Source organism: Pseudonocardia sp. ICBG601, assembly GCF_020496245.1.
The window spans coordinates 1-12,010 of record NZ_JAHLJA010000128.1 but is presented as its reverse complement, the minus strand read 5'-3'; the positions used below and the strand labels follow the sequence as shown (position 1 = coordinate 12,010).

General features: G+C 65.6%; 10 protein-coding genes and 2 pseudogenes. 8 read left to right on the top strand and 4 right to left on the bottom strand.

Going from position 1 to position 12,010, the window contains the following annotated elements; genetic code table 11:
* The coding region (locus tag KPL57_RS27160; RefSeq protein WP_226353666.1) for a transposase family protein at positions 1-382 on the top strand (382 nt) is incomplete at its 5' end.
* A gap of 403 nt (positions 383-785) precedes the next feature.
* On the opposite strand, the gene KPL57_RS27155 is transcribed toward KPL57_RS27160, so the two are convergent.
* Complete coding sequence (locus KPL57_RS27155) at positions 786-1,277, bottom strand: XRE family transcriptional regulator (RefSeq protein ID WP_226353658.1); 492 nt, start codon at positions 1,275-1,277, stop codon at positions 786-788.
* A 340-nt stretch (positions 1,278-1,617) separates the two neighbouring features.
* On the opposite strand from KPL57_RS27155, the gene KPL57_RS27150 reads away from it, so the two are divergent.
* From KPL57_RS27150 to KPL57_RS27140, 3 genes are all read left to right on the top strand, one after another.
* The gene (locus KPL57_RS27150) at positions 1,618-1,857 is read left to right on the top strand and encodes a hypothetical protein (protein ID WP_226353665.1); all 240 of its coding nucleotides are present in this window, start codon (positions 1,618-1,620) and stop codon (positions 1,855-1,857) included.
* Between the two features lie 697 nt (positions 1,858-2,554).
* A complete protein-coding gene (locus KPL57_RS27145) occupies positions 2,555-3,853 on the top strand; it encodes a hypothetical protein (RefSeq protein WP_226353664.1) in 1,299 nt (432 codons plus the stop codon).
* 2,171 nt (positions 3,854-6,024) lie between these two features.
* A complete protein-coding gene (locus KPL57_RS27140; RefSeq protein ID WP_226353663.1) occupies positions 6,025-7,050 on the top strand; it encodes a hypothetical protein in 1,026 nt (341 codons plus the stop codon).
* On the opposite strand, the pseudogene KPL57_RS27135 reads toward KPL57_RS27140, so the two are convergent.
* Positions 6,964-7,873 (bottom strand): annotated as a pseudogene (locus KPL57_RS27135) (IS5 family transposase); the annotation flags it as partial. The gene KPL57_RS27140 and the pseudogene KPL57_RS27135 overlap by 87 nt on opposite strands.
* Before the next feature lie 14 nt (positions 7,874-7,887).
* On the opposite strand from KPL57_RS27135, the pseudogene KPL57_RS27130 reads away from it, so the two are divergent.
* From KPL57_RS27130 to KPL57_RS27115, 4 genes and pseudogenes are all read left to right on the top strand, one after another.
* Positions 7,888-8,325, top strand: a pseudogene (locus KPL57_RS27130) (transposase); the annotation flags it as partial.
* Between the two features lie 291 nt (positions 8,326-8,616).
* Complete coding sequence (locus KPL57_RS27125; protein WP_308253039.1) at positions 8,617-8,907, top strand: type II toxin-antitoxin system prevent-host-death family antitoxin; 291 nt, start codon at positions 8,617-8,619, stop codon at positions 8,905-8,907.
* Positions 8,904-9,329: a type II toxin-antitoxin system VapC family toxin gene (locus tag KPL57_RS27120; RefSeq protein WP_226353661.1), complete on the top strand. Its 426-nt coding sequence runs from the start codon at positions 8,904-8,906 to the stop codon at positions 9,327-9,329. Before KPL57_RS27125 ends, KPL57_RS27120 begins: the two co-directional genes overlap by 4 nt.
* 245 nt (positions 9,330-9,574) lie before the next feature.
* Positions 9,575-10,339: a transposase family protein gene (locus tag KPL57_RS27115; protein WP_226353660.1), complete on the top strand. Its 765-nt coding sequence runs from the start codon at positions 9,575-9,577 to the stop codon at positions 10,337-10,339.
* Positions 10,340-10,579: 240 nt separating this feature from the next.
* Here KPL57_RS27115 and KPL57_RS27110 read toward each other — a convergent pair whose 3' ends face one another.
* Together KPL57_RS27110 and KPL57_RS27105 are read right to left on the bottom strand one after the other, a co-directional pair.
* Positions 10,580-10,960 carry a hypothetical protein gene (locus tag KPL57_RS27110; protein WP_226353659.1) on the bottom strand — a complete coding sequence of 127 codons (381 nt, stop codon included), beginning with the start codon at positions 10,958-10,960 and terminating at the stop codon, positions 10,580-10,582.
* Between the two features lie 236 nt (positions 10,961-11,196).
* Complete coding sequence (locus KPL57_RS27105) at positions 11,197-11,688, bottom strand: XRE family transcriptional regulator (RefSeq protein ID WP_226353658.1); 492 nt, start codon at positions 11,686-11,688, stop codon at positions 11,197-11,199.
* Positions 11,689-12,010: the final 322 nt, after the last annotated feature.

Below are 12,010 nucleotides of genomic sequence, written 5' to 3'. Positions count from 1 at the left end.
CGGCGTCGTCGTCCAGGTCGCAGCCACCCTGGAAGGGCAGCTGTCGTGGATCTCCGACCCGACCCCAGGCTCCCGACACGACCTACATTGCCTCGACCAATCCGGCGCCCTCGACCACCTCGCCACATACCCACCGATCGGCGATAAAGGCTACATCGGGCGCGGCATGCTCACCCCGTTCAAAAAACAACCCGGCCGGGAACTTCTCGACTGGCAGAAAACATTCAACAAGAGCCTCAACCGCACACGCGCCACCATCGAGCGAGTCATCGCCCATATCAAGTCGTGGAAAGTTCTCCACACAGACTACCGCCGACCCTACGCCACATTTAAAACGACGATCTCGGCAGTCATCGGACTCATCTTCTACGCACTTACCTGACGGAGCCTGAAATAAGCCTCAAGGCAGTGCCCAATCTCGTGGCCAAGATTATGGTCACGAAGATCCGGGTCAGTGTCAGGCTCGATGAGGAAAAGATCACGATCTTCGGTATCTATAAATAACGCGAACACATCAGGCTTGGGAAACCTGTACGGCAGAATCACCATGGGGCGCTCACGAACAGCGGCCAACCTCATACACAGATCCGTCAAATCCGATATAGGGCAGTCCATCGCAACCGCCCTCGCAACATCTCGAACGCACCGCTGAGCAACCTGATAGGGACTCCGAAGTGCCACCACAGCACACCTTTCTGGCTAAAATTAATGCGCTCGTACTTTTCGGTCCGACTCAAGCCGCTCTAAAATAGAGTCGCCGCGATACGGAATCGCCGACAGGCCCCTCACTGATCGGCACCACTTTCTTCATCATAAATGCTGAATTTCGCCTGCCGGTCTGCGTCTCTCCCTTCAGACCCTGGCGCCGACATCGCAATATCGTGAAGCCAATCGCGAAAATCCTCCGGAAGATCGGCTGCGCGCAGCGCGATTGCCCGAATTTTCGCGTCGCGCATCGCAGAAAGAAGCTTCAGGTCGCGGTGTACATCTCCGGCATACCTCCCAGAAGAAATAAAATACTCTTCCGGCAGGTCAAAGAAACGGGCGAGTGCCTGAAGATGCCGCAAGGATGGATTGGTGCGCGATCCAGCACGTAGCAATGAAAGATACGCCTCACCAATCTTGGGTTCGCCAGGTTCCCCGTTCTCCGCCAGCCACTTAACTGCCTCTCGATTAGAATACGGGCCGCGACTGGGGGGGTGAACCGACTCGAATGCTTGATTGAGCCTCTCCGCAAGAGTCGGTCGCGGACCCCGCTCGCCCAATTCATTACTCACAGGCACAACAACTCCTTACGCCGACGCCGACGCCGACGCCGACGCCGACGCCGACGACTTTACCCCCATAGCGTGCTGACCGAAACCATCAGCGCAGGCCGGTTGACGAACCGCGAGCTGCGTGCCAGTCTCCTGGACACGTCCTGTGACGACACGATCACTTGCTACCGCCGGGCGGGTTGCCCGACGGCGTGGTCGGCAATGCGTCGCGTGCTGGTGCTTCGTCTCCCCCGGAGGTCTCCATGCTCGACTCGCCCCCGACGAGCCTGATCCCGGGCGGCAGTGGATGCCGCCGGGGCTCGTCCCGCCGCGACCGGTCCGTCGTTCGGGGCGTGACGGGGTGGACCAGGAGAACTGGTTGCGGGACAGGATCCTCACCGCCACCCGGGAGCTGACGCTCGCCGCAGAAAAGGTCCGCAACCCCTACGGGGCGACCCTGGAGGACCAGGCGCCGGCGGCGTGGCATGTCCGGACCACCCAGGCGATCCTCGATGACTGCGTCGAGCACCTGGATGACCTCGATGACTGCGACAGACACCACGGGCCCGGCGGGCCGCCCCCGCAGCCGACACGCCCGTAAGAGCAGCCGCCGACCGGGCCGGTGGCTGGGTCTGGCAGGATCGGATAGTGAGCTGGGCTCTTCTGGCTCTTCTGGCTCTTCTGGCTCTTCTGGCTCTTCTGGCTCTTCTGGCTCTTCTGGCTCTTCTGGCTCTTCTGGCTCTTCTGGCTCTTCTGGCTCTTCTGGCTCTTCTGGCTACCGGGACCCCGGACAGCCGCCCCCCCGACTCGGATGAAGGATCGCCGACGATGACCACCTAGACCCCCTGGGGCGGCCGCCACATGCTGGTCGTCCTTGGATCCCAATTCGATATGGCGGGCTGAAGCAGCATCAGCAGCAGTATGTGCTTCAGAACGAAGTAGGGCCCGACCTCTCGGCCGGGCCCTACAACGGAAGTACAACGGAGTATCCAGCTCCGCTCCTTCAGCCCCCCACTCTCACCTGAAGGGGCGAACACGCCTTGCCAGCGCAGAACAACAATAGCTCGACCCGTCAAGACCCGGCAACGCCCCCGGTCGAGGGCGCCCGGGATGTCTGTGGATGTCCGGTCCGGGCCGGGCTCGACACCGGACTCTGGCCCCTGACCGCGGGCGACCCGGGCGAGCTAGCCGCGACCGCAGCGGCGATGATCACTGCGGGCTGGTCGCCCGCCGCTGAGCTGTCCGCCGGGCCGCCGCCTGCGGCGCGGATGTGTACGCACTGCCTCCGCCGATCCGGTGTGGAGCGGGACACCGTCCTCGGTACGGTCCTGTGCGACCCGTGCTGGGTCGAGCTGGGCGAGGACACGACCCCTGATCCCGGTGCGGGTTTCCCCCGGGGGCTGCCGCGCACGGCTCGGGACTGGTACGAGGCGATCCGTGCGTCGACCTGGTACCGGCGGCTGCGCCGCGACGCCCGACGACGCCTCGACGCACTGCTCACCGAGCTCGCCCGCCGCGCGGACTGGACCGATCACCTGACCTGGCCGACCTGGAAACGTCTGCAGGAGGCTACCGGGTGGGCGCGGTCCTCGGTCGCGTCCTGGCTGGCGAAGCTCCAAGAGTCCGACTGGCTCGTCCTGATCGAGCCCGGCTCGACCCCGCAGTACCGAGGCCCGCTCCAGGCCATGATCCACGGCCGCCGCGGCAACCGGGCGGCGGTCTATCAACTCCACCTGCCCGACCACGCGATCACCGACACGAACACCGCCGAACACCGCGACACCGCACGGCCGCTCACCGAGACCGGCACCATCCCCTCCCCAACCCCAGTCGGAGGCTCCCTCGGTTCGTTGCGTGGTGAAAGTTGGACCCCAACGGGGTTTACTCTTACCGAAGGTAAGAGTTCTGTTCACACGCGCGCGAGAACGATCATCCACAACCGGGTCAGGGCCGGGGCCGAGCCGCCCCGCCAGGGCCGCCGGTGGGGGGACTGGTTCGATGACCGAGTGCCCACCAGCCGCGGGGAGAAGCTCGCCGCAGCACGACAGCTCCGCGACGACCCCCTGCTCTCCCGGCTCTCACCCCGAGCGATCCGCGCTCAGGTGAAGGCGTTCTGGCGGGCCGGGTGGACCAACAACGACCTGCGCCACGCCCTGGCACACCAGCCCACCCCCGACGGCCCTGCCCGGCCTGTCGAGCGCTGCCCGGCCGGGCAGGTGCGCTTCCCGACGGCGTGGCTACGCCACCGCCTGGCCCCCTGGCAGGGCCCTCACGGGCCCCTTGTCGCCCCGCACGTCGACGACCAGGCCCGGGCCGAGATCGCGGTCCGGCACGGCCGCGCAGCCGCGCAGCGGCTGCCCTACGGCCACACCCAGCTCGATGTCGACGCCCTACAGGTCGATGACCGGCAGCGGGCTAACGCCCGCGCAGTCATAGCCCGCAACCAGGCCCGCGACCGCCACGCACTACGCACCGGGCTCGTCCCCGACCACCACACCGCCGATGTCGCCACCCGGGAGGCCGCCCGCGACCAGATCACCGCTCTGCTCCAAGCCCGGCGCTCCCGACACCTCGCCTCTGCCCGAACCTCATCCTGAACACCAGCAACCACTCCGGCCGCCCGTTGTCGAGGCGCACGAACGGTGCTGCCGCGCCGCTTCCGGTCCTCGCCCGCTAGCGCGGGCTGCGGTCCGGGTCGACTTGCCCACGACCACCGACCTCGCCTGAAGCCGTCACAGACGCCCTCAGCGTCCGCTACAGGCCTATCTGTCGCCATCGTGAACGTCCCCGACCCGACCCCAGCCAGGACAAGACCGCCACGACGACCACCAGCAGCAGCACAGTCAGCACCGGAACGCCCGACGCAACACCTCCGCCGAGGCCTCCCGCTGACCCGCCACGACACCCCGCACCACCGAAGACTCGACCACACCAGGATGCGCCGACCGGAAACGATCCGCACCTGACCCGCCAGCAACACATCGCCTTCCTCACGGGCGACCTGGTCGTCCGCTCTCGGCGCGCTCCTGCGAGTGGGTATCGACAAGTATCCGGACCAGCGGAAACGGCCTTGTTCATGATCTCCTTGTAGGCCGCTGCGCAACGGCGGCCATGCCTCTGCCTCGCCCGGATCATGTCCCTGACCTGGGAATACGTTCGCTCACATGCCTCGAACGCCGTGATCCTCGCTCGGCCATCCTCCCTTGCGCATCTAGGCGAGTAGATGTCGGCAAGTATCGGGACCAGCGGAAACACCGCAATGAAACGATCTTGAGCGGTAGCCGTCGGCGGACACGGGTCGCGCCGGACGAGCCGCAGTGCTCTGACCAGGGGATTCTTTCTGACGGCGTGGCTGTCGCCGGTGCCGCCCGGGCCGCTCCACGCCGCTGCGGGGCGAACGTTGCGCACAGCAAAGGTGCTGGTCCCGATACCTGTAGGGCGATCTTGACGCGGGATCGTCACGGTGGACTCTGGGCGGTCGGGGCCCGGCCGAGGGGACGGCTCGCCGGCCCGTGCGCCGCCGCCACCCTGGTGCCGCCGCGGTCACGGAGGTGCGCGCGGAGCGCCGTTGCGAGCCGATCCCGACCGCGCCGGACCCGAGTGCCCGGCCGAGCCGCCCTCGGACACCTCGGACACCTCGCCACGCGCCGCCAGAGCGGGACACCGCGCCGCCCGAGGCCCATTGACAGCCCGTCCCCGCGGTGGTCGGTGTCGGCGAGCAGTCTCGACGCCCCGTTCAGGCGCTCGCCGAGCTGCTCTGACCGGATCACCGCGCCGCCGGTGCCGCTGGGCCTGGCGGTCGTCGTGCACGGCCGCGCCCGGAAAAGTTGGGTGGAAATCCCCGGGGCTCTCGCGTGCGCGCGCGACGCGCGCCTACGCGCACATCGCGTTGAGACCCGCTCGGCGGGGAAGTCCGGCGAGAAAATTTCCTCGACGGAAAATCGGCCAGTGCCTCGGCCAGCGCCGCCCGGCGTCAGCGAGGGGCAGCGGGCGGCGATCCTGGGCTGTGCCGGCGCCGCACCCCGACCATCGACCGGAAGAGTCGCCGCCGCCGCCGACGCCGGGCGCGCCGTCGTCGCCGTCGCTGGCGACGGCGGCCCGTGGTCGCGTTCGGGCCGCGCGCCCGGAGCGCAGGGCCGATCGCTGGCTCATGGTTCGGCTGGTCCGGTTCGGCCGAGCTGGCCGGGGCGTGGTGTGGCGTTCTCGGTCCGTCGCTGACCGCCGCGCGGCCGGGGTTTTTCCCGGGTGGAAATTTCCCGGCGCGGCGGCCGGAGTGAGCGGGTCTCAACGCGATGTGCGCGTAGGCGCGCGTCGCGCGCGCACGCGAGGCGCCCCGGGAATTTCCTTCGCCCGCGACCGTCACGGCGGCTGCCCCGGCCGCATCCCAGCCCGGTCGCTGGGTGCGGTGCGTACCTGCCCGGTGACAGTGGGTCGCGGCCCGGTCTTGTCACGGCGGTGGGCGGGGTGCTAGACATGAAAAAGCTCGTCTGGCGTCTCGCTAGGTGGGCGACCGACACCCCGGATTGAAGTCCGGGGCGCCGGTCTGACCAACCAACCTGCACGAAATCAGGTGATCGGCTATGTGGCATCGTGCCTGCACGACGCATGTTGTTCCACCCCAGGGTGGGGCGATTCCCCCGGATGTTGACCCCGGCTGTGAGCAGCCCAGGTGGTTCCCGGATGGTCTGACCGAGAAGCTCATCGATCGCCTGTGGGCGACCGTTGCGACGATGCCGCTGCCGCGGACGTCGGCGCCGGGGTGGGCCCGATGAACGGCTCGTCGCGGAGCGGTGCACGCTCGCACGGTGTCCGGTCGGAGTCGTGGCTGGAGGACCTGGTCCTCGCCCCGGACTCCGACCGCGATGACTCCGGTGGGGCCGGGCCGCGTCTGATCGGCGAGGCCCGGCTGCTCGCCAAAGAGGTGGAGCAGGCCCGCGCTGTCGTCGCGCTCCAAGACGATCCCGCGCTTCTCGACGCCCGGTCGCCACGGGAGCGGCGCGCCGACCGGAAGGTCACCGAGAAGCTGCGTGGCGCCGAGCGTGCGGAGCGGCGCCGGACTCGGATGGCTGAGATCGCCGCCGCTCGTGGTGAGCGCCGCGAGGCGGGCTGGGCGCATCGTGCGGTCGCGAACCGCGACCGTCTACTCAACCCGGACCGTCGGCTCACCTCGACCTACCGGCGTTATGTCGGGTTGTCGATGGTGCCGCCGCTGCTGATCGCCGCCGGTGTGTTGTTCATGGCGGTGACCGTGCACGACGGCGTCGTCGGTGTCGACGGCCCGTGGTACGGCTACCTGATCGAACCTCTCGCGTCGGTGCTGCTGGTCGTGAGCTTGTTCGTGGGTTTCACCGCGGTGCAGCACGGCCGCCGCATCCCCCGCGGCCTGTATGCGCTGGATGCGGGCCTCGCCGCGGCGTCCCTCGCGCTCACGGTCGTGCCGTGGGGTGTGCGCTACGGATTCGACCCGGGCTCGACCCTGGCGCATGTCCTGCCGCCGCTCCTGGTCGCCGCAGCGGTGATCGTGCAGCATGTGCTGCATTCGGTGTTCCGGCCGATCTTCGCTGACCTGTATGACGAACTCGCCCCTGCCCGCCTGGACGAGACGTCGGCGGACACGGTCGTGCTCTATGAGCGCACCCGTCAGGCGGTCGCTGACGGCCAGATCGCGGCTCCGTCGGGGGCGGTGTCGCGGGAGGCGATCCGTAAGAGCGTGTTTGGAAATTCTAGTGGGTTGAGGGTGTCGTGTGTTTCTGCTGGCGGGTGGCGGGGTATCCACGGGCGATGCGGCGGGTGATGGTGTTGATCGCGGCCCAGCGGATCATGGCTTCGGATGTGGTGGGGTGGCGTTCGTAGTCTCGGGCCAGGCGTCGGTGTGCGGTGAGCCAGGCCAGGGTCCGTTCGACCACCCACCTTCGTGGGAGGACGGTGAATCCGCGCTGCTCGGGTGGCTTGCGGATGATCTCGATCGTTGTCTGCAGGATCGTGGCGGCCCAGTCGAGCAGTCGCCCGGCGAAGCCGGCGTCGGCGTAGACGAACCGCACCCTGGTGCGCAGGTAGAGGTTGAGCAGGATCGGCTTGGCGCCGTCGCGGTCCTGTACCGAGGCCGAGCACACCATCGTGGTCAGCAGCAGACCGAGGGTGTCGGTCACGATGAACCGTTTCCGTCCGCCTGTCTTCTTCCCGGCGTCGTAGCCGCGGGAGTCCTGGCCGACGGTGTCGGCGCCCTTGACCGACTGGGAATCGATGATCCCCGCACTCGGCTCCGGATCACGGCCCTCGGCGATACGTAACTGCCCCCGCACGACCGGGAGGATCTTCTCGGTGACCTTCTGCTGTTCCCACTGGTTGAAGTACCAGTAGACGGTCTGCCAGGGCGGGAAGTCCACCGGCAACGCCCGCCAGGCACACCCGGTCCGCACGACATACAAGATCGCCCCCAGCACGTCCCGACGAGCATGAGCAACAGGCCGCCCCCGCCGCGCGAGCGGCGGTAACAACGGCTCGATCACCACCCACTGGGCATCACTGGTGTCCGAGGGGTACCGGCGCGGTCGTTCCTGCATGCCGACCACGATGGAGCACCCCAGCCGTGTCGACCATCCCGACACACCCACCATTTCCAAACACGCTCTCAGCGCATCCGGGGGCGAAGAAGGCGCTGACCGAGATCTGGAACGCCGAGGACAAGCGCAGAGCCCTCGACGCCGTGGCCCGCTTCGAGGCCGCCTACCGGGCGAAGTTCGGCAAGGCCGTCACGAAGATCGGTGACGACCTCGACGAACTGCTCGCCTTCTACGACTTCCCCGCCGAACACTGGCAACACCTACGCACCACGAACCCGATCGAGTCCACGTTCGCGACGGTCCGCCACCGCACCCGGGTCACCCGCGGGCCCGGGTCACGCGCGGCCGGACTGGCGATGGCGTTCAAGCTCATCGAGGCCGCCCAGAACCGATGGCGCGCCGTGAACGGACCGCACCTGGTCGCCCTCGTCCGAGCCGGAGCCCGATTCGACGCCGGCCGCCTCGTCGAACGACCCGATGCCCACACCCACACCGAAGCCGCCTAAAAGATCTTCATCCACAGGTCTTGACGATTGCTCATCATCTCGCTTCCCCAGCAATGCTGGATTCAGCGTGTCCAAGATCCGGGGTCAAGCCCCGACCTCGGGCGCGGCCGAGGCCCCGATCGACGTGACCCCGTGATCGGATCATCAGGGGGCTCGGTGTCGACGCTGCTGGGCCCGACGCAGTCGCAGCACCGACCGGATCGGGCCGGCGTGATGCCGTGACCGGCGGCACTGCGGTCGATGACCCGCTCCAGCCCCGCACCACTGTAGTAGCACATCACATGCTACACTATGATGATGGAGCGAATCGGTGTTCGGGAACTCCGCCAGAACGCGTCTCGATACCTCGCGCTGGTGAAGTCCGGTCAGAGTGTGGAGATCAGCGAACGTGGCACGCTTGTGGCTGTGTTGGTTCCCTCTCAGGGGCCCCGAACGACCAGGGAGCGGCTCATCGCCGCTGGTCGGCTGGCTCCTGCGATGAGCCCGACGGGGAGGGTGCATGCGTTGCGGCCCGTGCGAATCAAAGCAGGTGAGCCGAGCAACCAGGAACTTCTCGATTCCGAGCGCGAGGAACACCTGTGATCTACTTGGACTCCTCGGCGTTGATGAAGCTGATCCGCGAAGAGGCCGAGACCGCGGCGCTGAGTGCATGGCTCGCCCCGCAGACCGAGATACCCATCGTGACCAGCGAACTGGGACGGGTCGAGGTCCTGCGCGCCGCTCGGCGAGCCGGCCCCGAAGTACTCACCGAAGCACGCGCGGTAATCGGCGATCTCGACCTGGTGCCACTCGACCGCGGGGTCCAGGATCTCGCTTGCGACGTCGGCTCTGCGTCTCTACGGACACTCGATGCCCTGCACCTAGCCTCCGCCGTGCTCTTACGCGACGAGCTGTCCGCCTTCGTCGCTTACGACCATCGCCTCGTCGACGCCGCCCGGGTCGCCGGTTTGCCCATTACGACACCGACCACCCCAAGAGCCGAGTCGCCGCAGTCACCGGAATGACATCCCGAGCGCGAGCTGCCTACAACGAGGCTTATTCAGGCTTCGTCAGGTAAGTGCGTAGAAGATGAGTCCGATGACTGCCGAGATTGTTGTGTTGAATGTGGCGTAGGGTCGGCGGTAGTCTGTGAGGCTTATTCAGGGCCCGTGAAATAACGATCTAGCCCGGCGTGTCGGGTTGGGCGACAGCCCGTCCATCGCGAAGATTGGTTTGTCGAATCAATCCGAGATGAATGGGCTGTCGCAGTATGTACTATACCACTGGTTTTCGGCGTGATGAGATTCAGGATCTTGCTGCTCTGGTGCATGAGCAGGGTCAGCGGAACGCGGCTGGTGCGCGCCCGCCTTGGCCGCCGCTTCTGGGATTGTTCTGGTCGGTGGTGATCACGTTGGCGTATCTGCGCGGGAATCGTGTGCAGTGGGAGTTGGCGGAAACCTACGGGGTGTCGCAGTCGACGGTCAGTCGAGCGATCACGGGGGTGACACCGTTGCTGGCGCAGGCGCTGCGGAGTGTCGTTCCGACTGCGGAGGAGCTTCGTGTCGATCGGCAGTACATCATCGACGGAACCCTACTGTCCTGCTGGTCATGGACCGCCGTACCAGGTCTGTGGTCGGGCAAGCATCGCACCACCGGCGTCGTCGTCCAGGTCGCAGCCACCCTGGAAGGGCAGCTGTCGTGGATCTCCGACCCGACCCCAGGCTCCCGACACGACCTACATTGCCTCGACCAATCCGGCGCCCTCGACCACCTCGCCACATACCCACCGATCGGCGATAAAGGCTACATCGGGCGCGGCATGCTCACCCCGTTCAAAAAACAACCCGGCCGGGAACTTCTCGACTGGCAGAAAACATTCAACAAGAGCCTCAACCGCACACGCGCCACCATCGAGCGAGTCATCGCCCATATCAAGTCGTGGAAAGTTCTCCACACAGACTACCGCCGACCCTACGCCACATTTAAAACGACGATCTCGGCAGTCATCGGACTCATCTTCTACGCACTTACCTGACGGAGCCTGAATAAGCCTCATTGGTTACGAGATGTCCAGCCCCCGCAGACTCATTCAAAGCTTTAGCTGCAGCCGGAAATTCTACAATATAAGCGACGCCGAGGAGAACGAAGAGATTCGTTGCGAGCAGTCGGTCTGCGTCGCGGCCGCCGTCGAAGGTCGTAACCGCTACGCGCCACAGCACGGCTGCCAGCAGCAGGCAGCCCATTATAATCCGGGCCACAGCTACCGTCGTGTCCATCAAGCGCCCATAGCGCGAGAGGTGCCCAGTCCATCATTCAGAGATGTGAACTGCTTACGTGCCTGCCCTCCCGATTTAACCCATGGAACAAGCAAAAAAGCAACCTCCTCTGCTTCCATTTCGGCACGCGTTGCAAACCTGGCTCGTCTCAACGAGCCTCGAACGGTACTCGGCGACAGCGTAGGAAATATCTCCCTGATCAGTTCTTCGTCGCTCCCGCAGCGATGCCCGAGAAGGCAGTGCCCAATCTCGTGGCCAAGATTATGGTCACGAAGATCCGGGTCAGTGTCAGGCTCGATGAGGAAAAGATCACGATCTTCGGTATCTATAAATAACGCGAACACATCAGGCTTGGGAAACCTGTACGGCAGAATCACCATGGGGCGCTCACGAACAGCGGCCAACCTCATACACAGATCCGTCAAATCCGATATAGGGCAGTCCATCGCAACCGCCCTCGCAACATCTCGAACGCACCGCTGAGCAACCTGATAGGGACTCCGAAGTGCCACCACAGCACACCTTTCTGGCTAAAATTAATGCGCTCGTACTTTTCGGTCCGACTCAAGCCGCTCTAAAATAGAGTCGCCGCGATACGGAATCGCCGACAGGCCCCTCACTGATCGGCACCACTTTCTTCATCATAAATGCTGAATTTCGCCTGCCGGTCTGCGTCTCTCCCTTCAGACCCTGGCGCCGACATCGCAATATCGTGAAGCCAATCGCGAAAATCCTCCGGAAGATCGGCTGCGCGCAGCGCGATTGCCCGAATTTTCGCGTCGCGCATCGCAGAAAGAAGCTTCAGGTCGCGGTGTACATCTCCGGCATACCTCCCAGAAGAAATAAAATACTCTTCCGGCAGGTCAAAGAAACGGGCGAGTGCCTGAAGATGCCGCAAGGATGGATTGGTGCGCGATCCAGCACGTAGCAATGAAAGATACGCCTCACCAATCTTGGGTTCGCCAGGTTCCCCGTTCTCCGCCAGCCACTTAACTGCCTCTCGATTAGAATACGGGCCGCGACTGGGGGGGTGAACCGACTCGAATGCTTGATTGAGCCTCTCCGCAAGAGTCGGTCGCGGACCCCGCTCGCCCAATTCATTACTCACAGGCACAACAACTCCTTACGCCGACGCCGACGCCGACGCCGACGCCGACGCCGACGACTTTACCCCCATAGCGTGCTGACCGAAACCATCAGCGCAGGCCGGTTGACGAACCGCGAGCTGCGTGCCAGTCTCCTGGACACGTCCTGTGACGACACGATCACTTGCTACCGCCGGGCGGGTTGCCCGACGGCGTGGTCGGCAATGCGTCGCGTGCTGGTGCTTCGTCTCCCCGGAGGTCTCCATGCTCGACTCGCCCCGACGAGCCTGATCCCGGGCGGCAGTGGATGCCGCGGGGCTCGTCCCGCCGCGACCGGTCCGTCGT